14 protein-coding genes, 1 tRNA gene and 1 pseudogene are annotated in these 18,952 nt (G+C 63.3%); 5 read left to right on the forward strand and 11 right to left on the reverse strand.

Going from position 1 to position 18,952, the window contains the following annotated elements; genetic code table 11:
* Window positions 1–33: 33 nt before the first annotated feature.
* The 3 genes from AC51GR_RS24435 to polA all read right to left on the reverse strand — a co-directional run bounded on the left by AC51GR_RS24435 (window position 34) and on the right by polA (window position 4,586).
* Window positions 34–1,257 (reverse strand): RNA polymerase sigma factor, encoded by a 1,224-nt coding sequence (locus AC51GR_RS24435; RefSeq protein ID WP_496327283.1) that lies wholly within the window; start codon window positions 1,255–1,257, stop codon window positions 34–36.
* 58 nt (window positions 1,258–1,315) lie between these two features.
* Window positions 1,316–1,738, reverse strand: a complete 423-nt coding sequence (locus tag AC51GR_RS24440) for a YciI family protein (RefSeq protein ID WP_496327248.1) — start codon at window positions 1,736–1,738, stop codon at window positions 1,316–1,318.
* Window positions 1,739–1,841: 103 nt separating this feature from the next.
* Entirely contained in the window at window positions 1,842–4,586 is a 2,745-nt protein-coding gene (gene polA / locus AC51GR_RS24445; RefSeq protein ID WP_496327249.1) for a DNA polymerase I, read from the reverse strand.
* Between the two features lie 306 nt (window positions 4,587–4,892).
* On the opposite strand from polA, the gene AC51GR_RS24450 reads away from it, so the two are divergent.
* The 4 genes from AC51GR_RS24450 to AC51GR_RS24465 are packed head-to-tail and all read left to right on the forward strand — an operon-like array spanning window position 4,893 to window position 9,077.
* The gene (locus AC51GR_RS24450) at window positions 4,893–6,137 is read left to right on the forward strand and encodes a branched-chain amino acid ABC transporter permease (protein WP_496327250.1); all 1,245 of its coding nucleotides are present in this window, start codon (window positions 4,893–4,895) and stop codon (window positions 6,135–6,137) included.
* A gap of 3 nt (window positions 6,138–6,140) precedes the next feature.
* Entirely contained in the window at window positions 6,141–7,130 is a 990-nt protein-coding gene (locus tag AC51GR_RS24455; RefSeq protein WP_496327251.1) for a branched-chain amino acid ABC transporter permease, read from the forward strand.
* The gene (locus AC51GR_RS24460) at window positions 7,123–8,244 is read left to right on the forward strand and encodes an ABC transporter ATP-binding protein (RefSeq protein WP_496327252.1); all 1,122 of its coding nucleotides are present in this window, start codon (window positions 7,123–7,125) and stop codon (window positions 8,242–8,244) included. The genes AC51GR_RS24455 and AC51GR_RS24460 overlap by 8 nt, the downstream gene beginning before the upstream one ends.
* On the forward strand, window positions 8,241–9,077 hold the full coding sequence (locus AC51GR_RS24465) for an ABC transporter ATP-binding protein (RefSeq protein ID WP_496327253.1): 837 nt from the start codon (window positions 8,241–8,243) through the stop codon (window positions 9,075–9,077). The genes AC51GR_RS24460 and AC51GR_RS24465 overlap by 4 nt, the downstream gene beginning before the upstream one ends.
* Window positions 9,078–9,165: 88 nt before the next feature.
* On the opposite strand, the gene AC51GR_RS24470 is transcribed toward AC51GR_RS24465, so the two are convergent.
* Together AC51GR_RS24470 and AC51GR_RS24475 are read right to left on the reverse strand one after the other, a co-directional pair.
* Window positions 9,166–10,491, reverse strand: coding sequence for an ABC transporter substrate-binding protein (locus AC51GR_RS24470; RefSeq protein ID WP_496327254.1), 1,326 nt, complete (start codon window positions 10,489–10,491; stop codon window positions 9,166–9,168).
* A gap of 207 nt (window positions 10,492–10,698) precedes the next feature.
* On the reverse strand, window positions 10,699–11,328 hold the full coding sequence (locus tag AC51GR_RS24475; protein ID WP_496327255.1) for an ANTAR domain-containing response regulator: 630 nt from the start codon (window positions 11,326–11,328) through the stop codon (window positions 10,699–10,701).
* A gap of 142 nt (window positions 11,329–11,470) precedes the next feature.
* On the opposite strand from AC51GR_RS24475, the gene AC51GR_RS24480 reads away from it, so the two are divergent.
* Window positions 11,471–11,544: transfer RNA gene (locus tag AC51GR_RS24480), tRNA-Leu, on the forward strand.
* A gap of 874 nt (window positions 11,545–12,418) precedes the next feature.
* Here the strand turns inward: AC51GR_RS24480 and AC51GR_RS24485 are convergent.
* The 6 genes and pseudogenes from AC51GR_RS24485 to AC51GR_RS24510 all read right to left on the reverse strand — a co-directional run bounded on the left by AC51GR_RS24485 (window position 12,419) and on the right by AC51GR_RS24510 (window position 18,843).
* On the reverse strand, window positions 12,419–13,429 hold the full coding sequence (locus AC51GR_RS24485) for a DUF2971 domain-containing protein (protein WP_496327256.1): 1,011 nt from the start codon (window positions 13,427–13,429) through the stop codon (window positions 12,419–12,421).
* Window positions 13,430–13,768: 339 nt separating this feature from the next.
* A pseudogene (locus AC51GR_RS24490) lies at window positions 13,769–14,132 on the reverse strand (IS110 family transposase); the annotation flags it as partial.
* A gap of 336 nt (window positions 14,133–14,468) precedes the next feature.
* Entirely contained in the window at window positions 14,469–15,065 is a 597-nt protein-coding gene (locus AC51GR_RS24495) for a TetR/AcrR family transcriptional regulator (protein ID WP_496327257.1), read from the reverse strand.
* Window positions 15,034–16,572, reverse strand: coding sequence for an MFS transporter (locus AC51GR_RS24500; protein ID WP_496327258.1), 1,539 nt, complete (start codon window positions 16,570–16,572; stop codon window positions 15,034–15,036). The genes AC51GR_RS24495 and AC51GR_RS24500 overlap by 32 nt, the downstream gene beginning before the upstream one ends.
* Before the next feature lie 118 nt (window positions 16,573–16,690).
* The gene (gene eutC / locus AC51GR_RS24505) at window positions 16,691–17,422 is read right to left on the reverse strand and encodes an ethanolamine ammonia-lyase subunit EutC (RefSeq protein ID WP_496327259.1); all 732 of its coding nucleotides are present in this window, start codon (window positions 17,420–17,422) and stop codon (window positions 16,691–16,693) included.
* A complete protein-coding gene (locus tag AC51GR_RS24510; protein ID WP_496327260.1) occupies window positions 17,422–18,843 on the reverse strand; it encodes an ethanolamine ammonia-lyase subunit EutB in 1,422 nt (473 codons plus the stop codon). Before AC51GR_RS24510 ends, eutC begins: the two co-directional genes overlap by 1 nt.
* Between the last annotated feature and the right edge of the window lie 109 nt (window positions 18,844–18,952).

Genomic DNA, 18,952 nt, shown 5'->3' on the forward strand with positions numbered 1-18,952 from the left:
ATACGCACCACAGTACTGGCAGGACCGATTCAGTCAACGGTTTTGACCGAACGTGTCAGACATCGAGTCGGCCCTGGCTCGCAGAACTTCGCTCTCCCTTCGGTTTCCGGCCATCGCCGCAGCCTTGCTCAGCTCCGCCCTCGCTTCGGGATACCGCTCCAGACGCGCCAGGAGTTCACCGCGCACCGCCGGCAACAGATGCGACCGGGCCAGCGCACCGTCGGCGACCAGGTCGTCGACGATCTGCAGAGCCGGACCGGGCCCGGACTCCATCGACACCGCCACCGCCCGGTTCAGGTCGACCACCGGCGACGGCGCCAGTCTTCCCAGCGCCTCGTACAGCAGAACGATGCGATGCCAGTCGGTGTCCTGTGCGGTCGCGGCGGTGGCATGACATTGGGCCAGCGCAGCCTGCAGACCGTAGGGTCCGCGGCCCCGCCCGCAGGCGTCGGCACGCTCGAGTGCTGCAGTGCCACGGGCGATCTGGGCCCAATCCCATGTATTTCGATCCTGGTCCGACAGCAAGATCGGGGTCCCGTCGGCGGCGATCCGCGCACCGAAGCGCGACGCCTGGAACTCCATCAGGGCCACCAGTGAATGGACCTCCGGCTCGCCGGGCACCAGTTCCGCCAGGACCCGGCCGAGTCGCAGCGCCTCCGTGCACAGTTCCGACCGGATCAGCCGGTCGCCGGACGACGCCGAATACCCCTCGTTGAACACCAGGTAGATGACGCTGAGCACCGCCGACAGCCGTTTCGGGTAGTCCTCGCGGGGTGGCACCTCGAACGGGACCTTCGCCGCCTTGAGTGTCTTCTTCGCGCGCACGATGCGTTGCTGGATGGTGGCGGTCGAGGTCAGGAACGCCTGCGCGATCTCGGTGGGCGTCAGACCGCCGACGACCCGCAGGGTGAGTGCGATCTGACCTTCCCTGGCCACGACCGGGTGGGCCGAGACGAAGATCAACCGCAGGACGTCGTCGTCGATGCTGTCGGGGTCCCAGCCCAGCTCGGCGTCGGGTCGGGTGTCCAGGTCCCGGGCGATCGCGGCATATTTTGCATCCAACCGCTCCTGCCGCCGCCATCCGTCCACGGCACGGCGTTTTGCAACGGTGGTGAGCCAGGCGCCCGGATTGCGCGGGACACCTGACTCCGGCCACTTCGCCAGCGCTTCGACCAGCGCTTCCTGCGCCAGGTCTTCTGCCGACCCGATGTCGCCGACCATGCGGCTCAGGGTCGCGACGATCTTCGCGGCCTCCATCCGCCACACCGCGTCGACGGTGCGGCCGATGGCGTCGGACCGGCTCACCGGCGTCAGCTCAGCTGGACTTCTGGTCCAGTTCTTCGCGCCACCGCTCTTCCTTCTGGATCCACTCGTTGTCCTGCGGGAAGTCCTCGGGACCGTGCACCCGGCGCAACTCGAGCTTGCTACCCGGCCCCAGCGGACACTGCGAGGCCCACTGCGCGGCCTCTTCCTTACTCGAGACCTCGATGATCCAGAAGCCGCTGAACAGCTCTTTGGCCTCGGCGTATGGTCCGTCGGTCACCACCGGCGGATCCGAGGCGAAGTCGACCACCAGGCCCTCCGAGGGATCCGTCAGACCTTCACCGGCCAGCAACACCCCGGCCTTGATCAACTTTTCGTTGTACGCCCCCATCGCCGCGATGATCTCGTCGAAGGGGACCTCTTTGCTCGCGTCGATCGCTTCCTGCGTGTCGCGCATGATCATCATGATTCGCATTGCCTTCTCCTCATTCGGTAGGGAATTTCGAGGTTCGGTTGCCCTCAACCCTTCGTCGAACGAGCATCAACCGGATCGACAGGCCCGCAGAAATAGTTTGCACCTAGTGCGCGGCGTCATCCCACGAACGGCCGTAACCGATCGACACATCGAGCGGTACGGACAGCTCGATCGCACCACCCATCTTGGCCCGGACCAGCTCCTCGAGACGGTCCTGCTCACCGGCGGCGACCTCGAAGACGAGTTCGTCGTGGACCTGCAGCAGCATCCGCGAGGTCAGACCCTGCTCCGCGAGCGCCTTCTGCACGTCGATCATCGCGACCTTGATGATGTCGGCGGCGGTGCCCTGGATCGGCGCGTTCAGCGCGGCACGCTCGGCCACATCGCGACGCTGGCGGTTGTCGCTGTTGAGGTCGGGCAGGTACCGCCGACGGCCGAACAGGGTGGATGTGTATTCGTTGCGCCTGGCCTCTTCGACCGTTTCCCGCAGGTAGTCCCGCACACCACCGAAGCGCGTGAAGTACGCCTCCATCTGGTCCTTGGCCTCGCCGGTGCTGATCTTGAGCTGCTGCGAGAGTCCGAATGCACTCAGTCCGTAGGCCAGGCCGTAGCTCATCGCCTTGACCCGCCGCCGCATGTCGGGCGTGACCTCCTCGATCGGCACACCGAACGCTCGCGACCCGACGAAGCTGTGCAGGTCCTCCCCCGTGTTGAAGGCCTCGATCAGGCCTGCGTCACCGGACAGGTGCGCCATGATCCGCATCTCGATCTGGCTGTAGTCGGCGGTCATCAGACTCTCGTACCCGGCGCCGACCACAAAGCCCTGGCGGATCTGGCGACCGGCGTCGGTACGCACCGGGATGTTCTGCAGGTTCGGATCGGTGGACGACAACCGGCCGGTCGCGGCCACGGTCTGGTTGAAGGTGGTGTGGATCCGGCCGTCGTCGGCAACCGTCTTGAGCAGGCCGTCGACGGTGACCTTGAGACGGGTGGCATCGCGGTGGGCCAGCAGGTGCTCGAGGAACGGGTGACCGGTCTTCTCGAACAGTCCGGCCAGCGCGTCGGCGTCGGTCGTGTACCCGGTCTTGGTCTTCTTCGTCTTCGGCATCTCCAGCTCGTCGAACAGCACGACCTGCAGCTGCTTCGGCGACCCAAGATTGATCTGCTTCCCGATCACCTCATAGGCCAGCTCGGCCGATTGCCGCACCCGCGCAGCAAAACCCGACTCCAGTTCTTCGAGATGTGCGGTGTCGACGGCGATTCCGGCGGCCTCGAGCTCGGCCAGCACGAACAGCAGCGGCAGCTCCATGTCGGTGAGCAACGAACCCGAATCGATCTTCGCCAGTTCTTCGTCGAACCGATCGGCCAGCTCCGCCACCGCCTGGGCCTGGAGCATCGCCTGGTCGGCGGCGGCCTGCGCGCCGGAGTCCTCGTCGAGCAGAGACATCTGCCCGTCGTCGGCCACCGCATCGGCGACGAGCTCACGCTTGAGGTAACGCAGCGCGAGGTCGTCGAGGTTGAACGAGCGTTGCCCCGGACGCACCAGGTAGGCGGCCAGCGAGGTGTCACTGGTGACACCGCCGAGCTGCCAGTCGCGGCCACGCAGCGCGTGGAACGCCCACTTCGCCTCGTGAATCGCCTTGGGCACGTTGGCATCCGCCAGCCACTCGGCGACGGCCTTCTCGTCGTCGGGACCGATTTCTGCGGGGTCGAAGTAGGCCGACTCCCCGTCGGCGGCCGCGATCGCGATGCCGGTGACGTCCGAGCCGTAGACCTGACGCGGCCCGAGCACGGTCAGTCCGGCGCGGGCGCCCCCGGGAGCGGCGTGCGCGTTCAGCCAGGCGGAGACCTGGCCGGCGCCCAGCACGGTGCCGCGCAGGTCGAAGCCGGATTCGGCTTCCGGCTCGGCCGACGACAGCGTGGTGAACAGCCGGTCACGCAGGACGCGGAACTCGAGGTCGTCGAAGAGCTGATGGATCTTGTCGCGATCCCACGGTGCGAGCACCAGGTCGTCCGGCCCGAAGGGCAGGTCCATGTCGCGGACCAGTTCGGTCAGTTGGCGGTTCATCTGAACATTGGCCAGGTGCGTCCGAAACGATTCGCCGACTTTGCCTTTGATCTTGTCCGCGTTGTCGACCAATGACGAGAGCGAGCCGTACTCACGGATCCACTTGGTGGCCGTCTTCTCCCCCACCCCGGGGATGCCGGGCAGGTTGTCGGACGGGTCGCCGCGCAATGCCGCGAAGTCCGGGTACTGGGCCGGCGTGAGGCCGTACTTGGCCTCGACCTCTTCCGGCGTGAAACGCGTCAGCTCGGAGACACCGCGCTTGGGGTAGAGCACGGTGACGTTGTCGCTGACGAGTTGGAGCGCGTCGCGGTCGCCGGTGACCACCAGCACGCGGTACCCGAGTGCCTCGGCCCGCGTGGTCAGGGTGGCGATGATGTCGTCGGCTTCGTAGCCCTCCTGCGCGAAGACCGGAATCCCCATGGCGCCCAGGACATCTTTGGTCAGATCGACCTGGCCGCGGAACTCGTCGGGGGCAGAGCTGCGCTGCGCCTTGTAGGCGGGGAACACCTCGGCACGAAACGTCTGCCGGGAGACGTCGAATGCGGCCGCGATGTGCGACGGCGCCTCATCGCGCAACAGGTTGATGAGCATCGAGGTGAATCCGTATACCGCGTTGGTGGTCTGACCCGAAGCGGTTTTGAAGTTCTCTGCCGGCAACGCGAAGAACGCGCGGAACGCCAGTGAATGACCGTCGAGCAACATCAAGGTCGGGCGATCACCCGATTGGGTTGGGGACTTCGCCGTTGCACGGCCGGGCTGACTGGTTTGGGCAGGACTCACGGGTCCAAGTGTATGGAGCGGCCCTGACAGGCCTTGCCTTACGGGCCAGAAACTCCCAATTTTTCATCATTAGTCGAGGTCACGAACTCGGTTACTCAACAGTAACGGCGAGGAAACTTCTAAAGCCTGCCGAGCGCGACCGCTGGCTATAGAGTCCGCAAGGATGACTTTCCGCCGCCCGGCCATGGCCGGGCGCTGACCATTTTTCGGGAGGACACACGCGTGATGCCCCATCCTGCTCAACGGGTAAGGGTCTTTGGAGCCAGATGGGGTGCAGGAGCATTACTTGCTCTGCTGATCTCACTCATGTTCGCCGGGCTGATGGGCTCCGGCCTGGCCTCGGCCGCTCCAGAGGCTCCCGCCGACGATGACACCGTGCGCGTGTTCGGCACCCTGCGCAACGGTTCTGAACCTGTTGCCGGAGTCCAAGTCGATGCGAAAGACCAGTCCGGTGTGACCGTCGAGTCCACCGTCTCCGCCGCAACCGGCGTCTGGGAAGTGTTCGTGCCGCCGGGTACCTACACGGTCGTCATCGAGAAGACCACGATCCCGAGTGGCGTCGAGGTCCAGAAGGACACTGTGCCGGTCACCGTCACCCAAGGCTCTCCGCGACCGGTGATCTTCCTGTTCGGTGAAGAACGGACCAGTACCGAGATCTCCGCGGCCGAAGAACTCACCCGGCTCACGATCGACGGTCTGCGGTTCGGCCTGATCATCGCCATCTGTGGGGTGGGATTGAGCCTGATCTTCGGCACCACCGGCCTGACCAACTTCGCCCACGGCGAGCTGGTCACCCTCGGTGCGGTGGTCGCCTGGTTCTTCAACGTCAAGATGGAGATCCACCTCATCCCGGCGACCATCCTCGCGATCATCGTCGGCATCGGGATCGGCATGCTCAACGAGCTCGGCATCTGGAGACCACTGCGTCGACGACGCTCCGGTCTGATCGCGATGCTGGTGGTCTCGATCGGTCTGGCCTTGATCATGCGGTACCTCATCCTGATCTTCTTCTCCGACCGCGCCGAACCGCTCGACGACTACCAGGTGCAGAAACAGATCGGGTCAGGTGCTTTCGCGATCACCCCGGTCAACCTGTGGTGCATCATCATCAGCCTCGTCGTCCTACTCCTGGTGGCGGTCATGTTGCAGAAGACCCGGATTGGCAAGGCGATGCGAGCCGTCGCCGACAACAAAGATCTCGCTGCCTCCTCCGGTATCAACGTCGACCGCGTGATCCTGTTCGTGTGGTCGCTGGCCGGTGCTCTGGCGACGCTCGGCGGTGTGCTCTTCGCGATGTCCGAACTCGGTGGACGTGTCCAATGGGAGATGGGATTCAAGCTGTTGCTGCTCATGTTTGCGGGCATCACCCTCGGCGGCCTCGGCACGGCCTATGGTGCGCTCCTGGGCTGTGTGATCGTCGGTCTGCTGGTGCAGCTCTCGACGTACTGGATCGACCCGGACCTCAAATACATCGGAGGCCTGTTGGTCCTCATCGTCATTCTCACCATCCGACCCCAGGGCATTCTCGGGTCCAAAGCGAGGATCGGCTGACACATGGATATCATTTCGGCACTTCAGATCTCGGTTGCCCAATTGGTCGGCCCATCGGCGATCTTCTACGCGCTCTTGGCCATCGGCCTCAACCTGCACTTCGGTTACGCCGGACTGCTCAACTTCGGTCAGATCGGCTTTGCCCTCCTCGGCGCCTACGGCGTCGGCATCATGGCCGAGAACTATGATCAGCCGCTGTGGATCGGTGCGCTCGTGGGCATCATCGCCGCCGGCGTCCTGGCCCTGGTCCTGGGCTTCCCCACCCTGCGCCTGCGAGCGGACTATCTGGCGATCGTCACCATCGCCGCATCGGAGATCCTGCGATTGATCTTCCGCTCCACCGCCGCTGACGACCTGACCCACTCCACCAACGGCATCTTCGGTTATGCCGGCGGGTTCTTCGAGTACAGCCCGTTCGAGAACGGCAAGCAGTATTCGTTCCTCGGGGTCAAGTTCCAGGGCACCGACCTGTGGGCGATGGTGGTCGGCTGGTCCATCGTGTTGCTGCTCTGCCTGCTGGTGTGGCTGCTCGTCCGCAGCCCGTGGGGCCGCGTGCTCAAAGCGGTCCGCGAGGACGAGGACGCCGCCCGTTCGCTCGGCAAGAACGCCTATCTCTACAAGATGCAGGCGCTCATCCTCGGCGGGTGCATCGGCGGTATCGCGGGTGTCTACAACGCGATTCAAACGCAATCGATCAACCCCGACTTCTACTCCACCGCGCAGACGTTCTTCGCCTACGGCGCGCTGATCCTCGGTGGCGCTGCAACGGTATTCGGCCCGGTGGTCGGTGCGATGTTGTTCTGGTTCCTGCTCGCCATCCCCGATGCCCTGCTCCGCCAGGTCACCACCGGTCCGGACGCCTGGTTCGATCTGAGCCAGCAGCAGGTCGGTGCCATCCGCTACGTCTTGTTGGGATTGGCCATTGCGCTGATGATGGTCTTCAGACCGCAGGGAATACTGGGTAACAAGCGGGAGGTGCAACTCGATGCCTGATGGACGCCATCTGAAGCCCGACCCTGCCGGTGATGTGCCCGCAGGCGAGTCGACCACCCTGACCGCAGACGCCGCTCCGGCCACGCTCGCCGAACTCAAGAGGTTCTCGGCCGCCGAACGCGCCGCGATCTTCGAGTCGGTCACGCCCGAGCCCGGCTCGGCCAAACCCGACCCGATCATCACCGTCGACGGGATCACCCGCACCTTCGGTGGCCTCAAGGCCGTCGACGTCGAACATCTGGAGATCCAGCGGGGTTGCATCACCGGTCTGATCGGCCCCAACGGTGCCGGCAAGACCACGTTCTTCAATCTGATCACCGGTTTCGACAAACCCGATACCGGTACCTGGGCGCTCAACGGCCGGGAAATGGGAAACGTTGTGCCGCACCGGGTTGCTCGCAACGGCATGGTCCGCACCTTCCAGCTGACAAAGGCGCTCTCGAAATTGTCAGTACTCGACAACGTTCGTCTCGGCGCCCGCCACCAAACGGGCGAGCACATGTTCGCCGCGCTGGCACCGTGGTTGTGGCGCAAGCAGGAAACCGAAACCACCGAGCGCGCATACGAATTGCTCAAGCGATTCAAGCTGGACGCAAAGGCCGACGACTACGCCGGCTCGTTGTCCGGCGGCCAGCGCAAGTTGCTGGAGATGGCCCGCGCACTGATGACCAACCCTGAGGTCATCATGCTCGACGAGCCGATGGCCGGCGTCAATCCGGCCCTGACCCAGAGCCTGCTCGAACACATCAAGTCACTGCGCGACGAGGGCATGAGCGTGGTCTTCGTCGAACACGACATGGATGTGATCCGTGAGATCAGCGACTGGGTGGTGGTGATGGCGCAGGGCAAGGTGATCGCGGAGTCGCTCCCCGGACGTCTGGGCGACAATTCGGCGGTGGTGGACGCCTACCTCGGTGGCCATCACGATCAGGCACTGGAGTTCGACGACGAGGGCAACCCCGTCGGTGAGACCGCGGTTCTTGCCGAAGAAGTCCAGGCGGCCATCGAGGAAACCCTGCAGGCCGGCGGCGACCTGTCCGAACCGGTCATCACCGAACCCGAGAAAAAGCTCGAGAAAAAAGCTGACGACCCGGACCGAAAGGACACACCATGAACGGGCCGGACATGTCGAAACCCGGTGAGACCCCGCCGGAACGGACGTTGACCCACGCAGAGTTCGCCGCGACCCCCGAGGCACATCGCAGGGACGCCGAGAATGCGCTGCTCCGGGCCGACGACATCACCGCGGGTTATCTGCCGGGCATCAACATCCTGGAGGGCTGCAACTTCTATCTCGACGACGGTGAGATCGTCGGCATCATCGGCCCCAACGGCGCCGGCAAATCCACCCTCCTCAAGTCGCTGTTCGGTCTCATCCCCGTGCGCGTCGGATCGGTGACCCTGCGCGGCGACGACATCACGTCCGCCAAGGCGCACGTGCTGGTGACCAAGGGCGTCGGCTACGTACCGCAGACCTTGAATGTGTTCTCGGCGCTGACCATCGAGGAAAACCTCGAGATGGGAATCTATCTGCGGCCCAAGAAGTTCAACGAGCGGTTCGACTTCGTCTCGGAGTTGTTCCCCCTTCTCTCCGAACGGCGCAAGGTCAAGGCCGGTGCGTTGTCCGGGGGCGAACGTCAGATGGTGGCCATGGGCCGCGCACTGATGATGGAGCCGTCGGTGCTGCTGCTCGACGAGCCGTCGGCGGGGCTGTCACCGATGTTCCAGGACGAGGTGTTCATCCGGATCAAGAAGATCAACGCCACGGGGGTATCCGTGGTCCTGGTGGAGCAGAATGCCCGTCGCTGCCTGCAGATCTGCGACCGAGGCTATGTGCTCGATCAGGGTCGCAACGCCTACACCGACACCGGCACCAATCTCGCCAATGATCCCAAGATCATCGAGCTGTACCTCGGGACCCTGGCCGGCAGCTCCGAGAAGAAGTAACCACTCTCGACAACGACAAAGAAAGGGGCCCAGGTCTTTCGACCTGGGCCCCTTTCCTATTGGGTTATTTATCTGCCGCTACCCGCGATCAGGTGTCGGACACCACCTTGAAGTCGGCGACCGGGGTGATCAGCTTGTTGTCGGCGTCGAACTCGAGGACACCGTACGAACCGATCGACGGTTCACCGGCGGTGACGAATGCCAATTCACCTGTGACACCGTCGTAGTCGATGTCGGTGCCGGCCTGGACGAGTGCCAGGCACTCTTCATAAGTCGTGCACTTGGTGCCGTCCTTGGTCACGTTGTTGATCTCCGAAGCGATCGACTGACCGTTGGTCGACTTGGCGATTTCCGCCGCCAAGGCCGAGATCACCACTGCGTCATAGCTTTCACCGGCGTAGTTGAAGTCGATCAGGCCGGGATCGACGGCCAGCAGGCGGCCTTCGAAGTCCGGGCCGACCTCGGTCAGCGGTGTGGTGCCCTTCATCCCCGCGAGGATTCCGGCGCCCACCGACTCACCCAGTGCGTTACCCATGTTGCCGTCGACACCGAAGACCAGTTTGTCCTTCGGTCCGATGCCCACCTCGTTCATGCGGGTGAGGATCTTGGCGCTTTCCTCGAATCCGATGATGGCGATGCCATCGGGATTGAAGTTCTTCACCTGGTCGACCTCAGCGTTGAACGACTGGGCATTGGGGTCGTAGATGATCTTCTGGATCTGGTCGGACGGAATGCCGGCAGCTTCCAGGTCAGCGACCGTGTTGGAGGCCAGGCCGGTGCCGTACGGGTCGTTCATCGCCAGGATCGAGACGCGCTGCACGCCACCTTCGGCGATGACCTGGGCCAGGGCCTGGGCCTGCAGGGTGTCGGCGGGGGCCGTACGGAAGTACATGCCCTTGTCGGCGTAGCAGGTGAACTCGTCCGACGTGTTGGCCGGCGAGAACATCACCGCGCCGGCGCTGGCGACCTTGTCGATCACCTTCAGCGACACAGACGATGACGCCGCACCGACGATCACCTGGGTGCCGGCCGCGAGCTGGCGGTCGACGGTGGCGCTTGCGGTGTCGGTGGTGGTGTCACCGGAATCGCCGTTGACCTCTTCGACGGGCTTGTCGAGGACGCCGCCGGCGGCGTTGATGTCTTGGATGGCAAGTGCCACGCCCGCGAACTCAGGCGGGCCGAGGAATGCCAGGGAGCCCGTCGCGGGAAGCAACGTGCCGATCTTCAAGGGGGCGGTGCTCACCGGGCCAGGTGTGGCCTGGGGGACGTTGTCGCCACAATCAGTGGTGGTCGTGGTCTCCGATCCGCTCGGCGACGCCTCTTCCGACGAGTCATCGTCGCTACTACATCCGGCCAGCGCCATGGCTGTTACAGCCAGCGCCACCGTTCCCCTCAAGAGATATCTATGAGCCATCAATATTCTCCTCGCGGTACATCCACAAAGCGCGGCGCGCCATCGACGACGCATACGACCGACGCTTGCTGGGGTAAAGCTAGCGCCAACGTGTTGCCCGCGAGTAACGTTCGTGAAACTACAGCCTCTGAGAGCCTGCCGTGATCAATTCGAGACCTCGGCTGGTTCAATCTGACTTCACGATCGCGAAAGTCGTTCTCTACGAGATCAGCTCGGCTTCGTTCCCAGAGTTTCGATGACCACTTCGGCGACAGCCTTCATGGTTGTCCGGCGATCCATCGCCGCCCGCTGGATCCACTTGAACGCCTCGGGCTCGGTGAAGGCGTGTGACTGCATCAAAATGCCCTTCGCCCGCTCCACCAATTTGCGGATCTCGAGCCGCTCGGTCAGGTCTGCGACGTCACGCTCCAGTACATGGAGCTCGTTGTAGCGACTGACCGCCACCTCGATGGCCGGCACCAGGTCGGCCTTGGTGAACGGCTTGACCAGGTATGCCATCGCCCCGGCATCGCGGGCCTTCTCGACGAACTCGCGCTGACTGAACGCCGTCAGCATGACGACCGCCGCCAACCGCTTGCGGGCGATCTCAGCCGCGGCGTCGATCCCGTCGCGCACCGGCATCTTCACATCCATGATCACCAGATCGGGGCGGAGTTCCTCGGTGAGGTCGACCGCGACCTGACCGTTCGGCGCCTCCCCCACGACGTCATACCCCTCTTCCCGGAGCATCTCGATCAGATCCATCCGGATCAAGGAGTCATCCTCGGCAACCAGAACCCGACACGTCGAGGGTGCGGACTCCCCGCCCTTGGCTGCAATCGCGTCCGTTGTCGCCATCAGTCCACCTCCACATTGAAAAATCGCCTGGCCACCAGCGCGGACCAGCAGCAATACACGCTACTTCCCCCGCGACGATGTGACGCAACAGTACCGGTTTGGTTGGCGTGAGGCCTGTCCTCTAAAGTGACTTCTGCGACGAGCCCCCGTAGCCCAATTGGCAGAGGCAACGGATTCAAAACCCGTCCAGTGTCAGTTCGAGTCTGACCGGGGGCACAAAACCGCAGGTCACAAGCGGTGCATAGGACCGCTAACAGAACCGGTACGCAGCGGGTATGCAGGAAGTCTGACGAACGCCCATTCTGAGTGAGTCTTAACCGAGGGCACAAAACCGCAGGTCACAGCAGTGCTTAGGATGACTAAAGTAAAGGCTGTGCAGCCGGTACGCAGTGGGTACGCAGGAGATTCAGCAGTCAGCCCTGACTCGGCGGCCAAATTTACGATTCAGCGAGCGGCCATACCTCGGCACAAATACACCATCTGGGCCGGACACGGCCGGGAAATTGCCTCCGCCGTAACCGATCTGGTGAGCGACGAACCTTGAGCGCCGTGACCCGACTGCTAACGCCGCTCAGCACGGATCGAGCCCTGCTCCGCGCCCGTCACGCCACTGAACGGATTTCTCACGGGCAAAGTTGCCTGTGTGCCGAAAAGCCGAGGTCGGCGACATGACGGACACTGGTCACCGACCCGCCTCCAAATCAGCCCTCGACAGGTTCGTGAGACCGAGAAAGCAACCAAGTACACCCGCTACCAGCCGCCCGATCCTCTGGCGCACGCCGAGCGACAATCACGATTCGTCGAGCCACCACGGACAGCTGAGGCAACGAGCACATCTGCAACCGACGTCGAACGTCTTCGAGGCAGCCCCAACGGGACGTGAACTCTAGTTCCCGGGCGACGACGTAAGGTTAGGTTATCGGCTAAATCAATGGCATAGCCACCTGTTTCGTCACCAATGACGCAACATGCCCCACAATTGCGCCCGGTGACGCGCGACCGGCTGCAGACGTGATCGTTCGAGGCCCCCTCTGGTAGCTCCCGACCCGGCGTGTGTTCGTTTGGACGCACCAGTCGGTCCCTGAGCACCTCACGACCGGAATGGAGCCTCAGACGGTTCCACCGGGACGTCGCCGAACCCCCACATTCCACGAGACTTCAACAGGTCCCTGACTGCCAGAATTTGGCCCTTCGACTGCGTGGGCTCCGCCGGCCCTACAAACACTTTGGCCAAGGGCTTTTCGGCAACCTCTTTCGTGTCAACTCTCAGCCGGGCGTTCACGACCACGTCCATGTACGGCACCACGCCGTTGGTGCGACTTTTCGTTCGCACCTGCCGGTTAGCATCGGAGACCGCTAAGAGTCGCCACTCTCGTTCTTCTTTGAAGGCTCGATGCTTCATGCCGGCGATCGCACGAAACGCGGCCATTGCGACCGCGAAACCGGGAATACCGTCGCGGTCGACGAGCAACTTGCCGTGTCGGCGTTCGTTCTTGATAGCTTGGATCAGTTCATCAGCCCGGGTGAGCGAGTCGTCCTCGCCATATGCGACCCGGACAAGCTGCGCCGGGCTCGCCAGATCATGGATGTTCCCAGCGGCCATCAGGTGAATGCCGAAGGAGTACTCGGCAAGAACTTGGCGTGGGAACCCGATCGAGAATCCGCCGACGCCGCCGGCATATCCGCGCCACTGGCTCAGTAAGTCGCCATTCTCACAGAAGCACACTGCGAAGCAGCGGAAAGGCCAGACAAACACGTTGTCTGGGTCGAACACCTTCGCAACCGATACAAACGCCGCCCGCAGGGCCTCGTCGAGACCGCTCTCCTTGGCAGCGTTCGTCAAACGCTCGTTCAAGATCCTGGCACCGAAAACCAGTTCCTGAAAATCGTTCATGTACCGAACGTCCGTCGCACGAAACAGCGCCGCCTTCCCGTTCGTGTACAGGTTGTGATCGCCCTGGTAGCGGAACTTCAAGTCATCATTGGGGAACTCAACAATGAAGGGGCCCTTCCCAGGTCCGAGGATCCCCTGCAAGCCCCCTGATTCCGTGTAGTGGTAGAGAACCGGGGGCAAGCCTTCTGCTGTCTCGCTGCGAGTCACGCAATGAGTGTCCTACACAAGGAACACAACCTTGTTTGCGGGACAAGAGATGGGTATGCGATCGATGAAGGATGAATCCGACCAACGCGTTGTCAAGCTTAGTTAACGTATTCTTCGTTAGAAAATCCAATTGTCGCACAACTTATTTCGTCACCAACGGATCTCCATTCTCCGCGCCCAGGTCGACGGTCCCATTGCCTGGAAATGCACCAGCTGCGGCGACGCGGGACGAATCAGCAACTGGGAAAACTCTCACTTTCGACCGACACCGCTGAAATCTCCGCAGACCACCCTCGGTCCCGGTGGTCTCGGGCAACAAACCCGACGAGGCACGCCGGTATCGACTCTGCGCAGAGTGTGAGGGATGGTTCGGCGGTGTCGGCGATGATGAACGCATCATGGGCATCGGTTTTGGCTTGCCCGGGAAACAGATCAGCGATCCGGCGCATTGACAGACCCGGCAGATACGCCACCTGATGGCCTTTCACGCGCGGGTTACCGTGACCGGCAATGCGCCGCTGGTGTTGGGCTGATCGACCACGATCAATACCGGTCCGTGCGTGGCGAGCTGGTCGAATACCGCCCGCAACCGGGTCTCGTCGTTGGGTAGGCCCTTGTCGTACAAGCGAGAGCCTTGACCGTCGAGGCCGACGGGATGATGTTCGGATTTGCCCACGTCAATGCCGCAAAACACGGCGTAAATCGTGTCCGTCCAGCAATCCTTCGTCCGGTCCTACCGGTCGCCGATCTGACGTCAATATTCGACACCACGTTACAACGAGACCTGCTCACGACCAGCGGCACTGTCTCTATCAGCGGTCCATCGACGCCACCACACCTGGCGACACCCCCCCCGGATCATGGATGACAGGGGCAACAAGTCATACCAGGTCTGGCGACTTCAGCCCCCGATTCCGAGGACTATCTAAAAGGTAACGGGCGATCAGGACTTCGCCGGGGGCCGCTGCGGGTCAGGCACTTGGTGCAGCTCGATGTGGGCTTGGTTTTCAGGCAGGATCCATGCGCGCACTAGTCACTCCTAGGGTGTTTGATTGTCGTCGTCAGCGCTGACCTCCGTGAGGGCCAAAAGTTCTTCCCGTACCTGCAAAAGATCATCAGCGGTCAGGTACGCGCAGTTCATCGATGCGACCAGGCCTTCGGCTGCGTACCGGATCGCCAACGCCCGCGCCTTGGGCAGCCCATCGGCTTCGAACGCATCTGTCCAGGCTAGGGCGTCTACCTCTTGGTCTTTGTGGTTATAAGAGGTGGCGATATGGGTTCCCAATGCCGCATGCAGACCAGTGGGACTGGCGGCGCGAGTCAGATAGTCACTGCCTCCGGTGAAGGCGCGCACGTAAGCACGGGTGAACTTGCCGGGGCGGTTCTCTGTGATGTCGACCTGAGCCCGCACCTCTTCCCAGGTACGGGTCACGGTGTGGTCGACCACGGCGTGGAGAAGGGCGTCTCGGCTCCTGAAATGGTGCATGAGTCCACTTTTAGTGACTCCGGCCAGTGCGGCGATCTCAGCCAGGCTGACGCCGGCGCCCTGCTGCTCGATCGCCTGTTCAGCCGCTTCCAAGATCATCCGGCGAGTGCGTTCGCGGTCACGCACCAACGTTCGCTTCGGTTGCGTCATCGGGCACCTCCTTGACGGGGTTCGAGGGAATGACTCGCCACGCGACGACTGCGGCCACGACCAGCAGAGCGGCCGCGACGAACGAAGTCGATTGCATCGCAGCGGCGAACGCTTGCTGTGCGGCGGCGATCACGGCGCCGTTGTCGACGGCGGCCATGGCCGAGGCCAGGGAGTCTTCGACGGCGGTGACCTCAGCCGCGTTCAGGCCTTCGGGTAGGTCGAGTTGCGAACGGTATGTTGCGATCTGGATGGAGCCAAGTACGGCAATACCAAGGGCGCCGCCGAGTTCGTAGGCGGTCTCGGCGACGCCGGCCGCGGCCCCCGAACGTTCCTTGGGTACCGCGCTGACGACTGCGTCGGTTGACAGGGTCATTGCCAGCCCGATGCCGAGCCCGACCACCGCCAGCGAGACACCCAATCCCCAGAACGAGTCCCAGAGTGTGGTCGCGCCGATACCGGCCAGACCGAGTGCGCCCAAACCGAGTCCGATGCCGATGGAGCGGCCGGCGCCCATCCGGGCAACCATGAAGCCGATGAGCGCGATCACGGCCATCGATGCGAGCGTGGCGGGGAGTTCGAAGAGTCCGGCCTTGAGGGGGCCGAGGCCGCGCACCATCTGCAGATATTGGGAGAAGAAGAACAGCAAGCCCAGGAAAGCAAAGATCGACAACGCGTTGGCGGCCACCGCGCCGGAAAAGGCAGGGAATCGAAACAGTGAGACGTCCAGCAAAGGAGTCGTGAGAGTCTTCTGGCGGCGCACGAACACCCAGCCAGCGAAAAGACCCACAACCGCGGCCAGCAGTACCGCGATGTCGAGGCCACTGCCAATCCAACGCTTGATGGCGTACACCATGGGCACAATCGCCACGATCGACAGCGCCGACGAAAGGAGATCGATCCGTTGGCTGTCCGAGCCACGGGACTCCGGAAGCAGGAGCCAACCGGCGACCAGTGCCAGGGCCATGATCGGCACGTTGATCAGGAACACCGATCCCCACCAGAAGTTCTCCAGGAGTAGCCCACCCACCAGCGGGCCGAGGGCAGCGCCCGCCGTGGCCCCTACTGACCAGAGCGCGATCGCGCGGGTTCGCTGCGTGGGGTCGGCAAACAGGTTCCGGATCAGCGACAGTGTGGAGGGCATCAGCGTGGCTCCCGCGACGCCGAGCAGAGCGCGGGCTGCAATCAACGTCTCAGCATTGGGTGCGAAGGCGGCGAAGACCGAGGCGGCTCCGAAGGCCGCGCTACCGATCAGCAGGAGTCGTTTCCGCCCGACTCGGTCGGCGACGTTGCCCATCGTGATCAACAGGCCGGCAAGCACGAAGGCGTAGATATCGCCGATCCACAGCACCTGGTCAGCTGTGGGAGATAGGTCGTCGACCAGTGAGGGGACGGCCAGGTAGAGCACTGTGCCATCGATGGCTAACAGCAGCACGACAAGAACCAAGACCCCCAGGGCCAGCCACTCACGGGGGCCAGCGACTGAGGGCGCGGATTGCTCACTCTTCATGCTCGAACCCTAACAGACCATATGGACGGTAATGCGAACCTATTAGTCTTTACCCAAGGCCAGAAGCCTCCTTTGCGCTCGCCGGTGGACTAGTCCGCCGGTACGACGCCCCTCCGTCCTATCTGCCTGCGGTTATGGCGAGGCTGTTGTCTTTCAGATCGACGCCGCTGCGCCCTAGCGTGCGCGCGCCCTCGACGAGTGCCGCACACACCCGGGCAGCGTCGGTGTAGCCGAGGCCGCCGGGAGGGTGAATGTTGGAGATGCAGTTCCTCTCGGAATCAGCCTTACCCGGCCGGGGTAAGTGGGTCAGATAGATGCCGACGCTGTCCGCCACCGATAGCCCCGGTCGCTCACCGATGATGACGATCAGCGTTCCAACTTTCTGCGCTGCACCGATGTGATCCCCCAAAGCCACCCTGGCCTGGGTGGCAATGACCGGCCGTGCGATCGAATAGGTAGGCGACAGCTCATCTTTCAAAGCAGTCAACAGACCCGGCCCATGTTCGGACAGGGCAACCGGCGACAGCCCGTCGGCCAGCACAAATCCCACGTCGGTATTCGCTTCGGTCAGTGCGCTCAGATCGGCGGGCGCACGACCGAGATCCGGTCGACGCAGATACTCACTGCGGTCGGTGGCCTGACTGGTGACCATCACCGGGTCTCCCAACCCCAATCCGGCCACCTCCGCAGCTAGGGCGTCAACATCGAGTGGCTGATGCACGGCGTCCCGCGCCGCGGCATGGGCGGCAGCGAACTCGAGTACCCGGTTTGTCGGCAACGAATCTCCAGCACGACCGAGCCCGATGCGCGCGGCGGTCCGCAGCCGCAGCACGTCCCATAGTTCGCTCATCAGGCCACCGAGCCAGTGAGGGCCCGGAGCGGCGATGCCTCCGGGGTCAGATCCAAGACCCGGCCGTCGGCGCCGAGCATGCCGACACGATCGAGCCAGGCCTCGAACTCTGGCGCCGGCTTCAAACCCATTGTGCGACGCGCATACAGCGCATCATGGAACGACAAACTTTGGTAACCGAGCATCACATCGTCGGCACCGGGAACGGTGATCACGAACGGCACCCTCGCCACGCCGAGCAGCGTGAGCAGGTTGTCCATGTCATCCTGATCGGCCTCGGCATGGTTGGTGTAGCAGACGTCCACTCCCATAGGCAGGCCCAGCAACTTGCCGCAGAAGTGGTCCTCGAGGCCGGCCCGCAGAATCTGCTTGCCGTCGTACAGGTATTCCGGCCCGATGAACCCGACAACAGTGTTGATGAGCAACGGATCTAGCTCGCGCGCAATGGCATACGCCCGGGTTTCCAACGTCTGCTGGTCCACCGACTTGCCACCGGTACCGAAGTGCGCTCCCGCGGACAGGGCTGAGCCCTGCCCGGTTTCCAGGTACATGACGTTCTCCCCCACCGTCCCACGGTGCAGTGATTTTCCGGCTTCATTTGCTTCCCGCAAGATAGCGATGTCGACGCCGAACCCCTTGTTGGCGACCTCGGTTCCCGCGATCGATTGGAATACCAAATCCACCGGCGCTCCGGCCTCGATCAGACCAATCGTCGTCGTGACGTGTGACAGCACGCACGATTGCACCGGGATCTCGTACCTCTGCCGAATGTCATCGAGCAGTGTCAGTAGTTCCAAAGTGGCTTGGGGCGAATCGGTTGCCGGGTTGATTCCGATCACTGCGTCTCCACAGCCCAGCAGCAAACCGTCCAGCGTCGCCGCCGCGATTCCGGCCGGATCGTCAGTGGGATGATTCGGTTGTAGCCGGGTGGCCAGCGTGCCCGGCATGCCGATCGTCGTCCGGAACGCCGACACCACCGAAACCGCACTGGCGACCGCGATCAGATCCTGGTTGCGCATCAGCTTGCTCACCGCCGCAACCATTTCCGGTGTCAAGCCGCGCGACACTGCCGCGAAGGTTGCCGCAGCAACATCCGCCGGGCCGGAGGCCACTTCGAGTAACCAATCCCGCAGGCCACCTACCGTGAGCGACCTCACGGGCGAGAATGCCTGCGCATCATGGGTATCCATGATCAACCGCGTGACCTCGTCGGACTCGTACGGCACCACGGCGTCGTTCAGGAACACCGTCAGCGGCACGTCGGCGAGCGCCCACTGCGCCGCGGCGCGTTCAGTGCCGGACTCGGCCGCGCACCCTGCCAGCTCATCACCGCTCCGCGCCGGCGTTGCTTTCGCAAGCAACTCGACGAGTCCGTCGAAGGCAAAGGTCGTACCACCCAGCGCACAACTGTAGACGGGCATAAAGCACTCCTCTTCAAGGGTTTTCCGGCAATCTGAGTCGCTCGTTCCGACCGAGCAAACGAGCTTGTAGACAGTTTCGACGCGACAGACATCAGCTGCACGTGCACGC

It is taken from the genome of Williamsia sp. z71 (assembly GCF_059553375.1).

Coding starts and splice junctions, on each gene's coding strand:
- AC51GR_RS24435 (WP_496327283.1), bottom strand. CDS start 1,257: ATGGAGGCCGCGAAGATCGTCGCGACCCTGAGCCGCATGGTCGGCGAC.
- AC51GR_RS24440 (WP_496327248.1), bottom strand. CDS start 1,738: ATGCGAATCATGATGATCATGCGCGACACGCAGGAAGCGATCGACGCG.
- AC51GR_RS24450 (WP_496327250.1), top strand. CDS start 4,893: ATGTTCGCCGGGCTGATGGGCTCCGGCCTGGCCTCGGCCGCTCCAGAG.
- AC51GR_RS24455 (WP_496327251.1), top strand. CDS start 6,141: ATGGATATCATTTCGGCACTTCAGATCTCGGTTGCCCAATTGGTCGGC.
- AC51GR_RS24460 (WP_496327252.1), top strand. CDS start 7,123: ATGCCTGATGGACGCCATCTGAAGCCCGACCCTGCCGGTGATGTGCCC.
- AC51GR_RS24465 (WP_496327253.1), top strand. CDS start 8,241: ATGAACGGGCCGGACATGTCGAAACCCGGTGAGACCCCGCCGGAACGG.
- AC51GR_RS24470 (WP_496327254.1), bottom strand. CDS start 10,491: ATGGCTCATAGATATCTCTTGAGGGGAACGGTGGCGCTGGCTGTAACA.
- AC51GR_RS24475 (WP_496327255.1), bottom strand. CDS start 11,328: ATGGCGACAACGGACGCGATTGCAGCCAAGGGCGGGGAGTCCGCACCC.
- AC51GR_RS24495 (WP_496327257.1), bottom strand. CDS start 15,065: ATGACGCAACCGAAGCGAACGTTGGTGCGTGACCGCGAACGCACTCGC.
- AC51GR_RS24500 (WP_496327258.1), bottom strand. CDS start 16,572: ATGAAGAGTGAGCAATCCGCGCCCTCAGTCGCTGGCCCCCGTGAGTGG.
- eutC (WP_496327259.1), bottom strand. CDS start 17,422: ATGAGCGAACTATGGGACGTGCTGCGGCTGCGGACCGCCGCGCGCATC.
- AC51GR_RS24510 (WP_496327260.1), bottom strand. CDS start 18,843: ATGCCCGTCTACAGTTGTGCGCTGGGTGGTACGACCTTTGCCTTCGAC.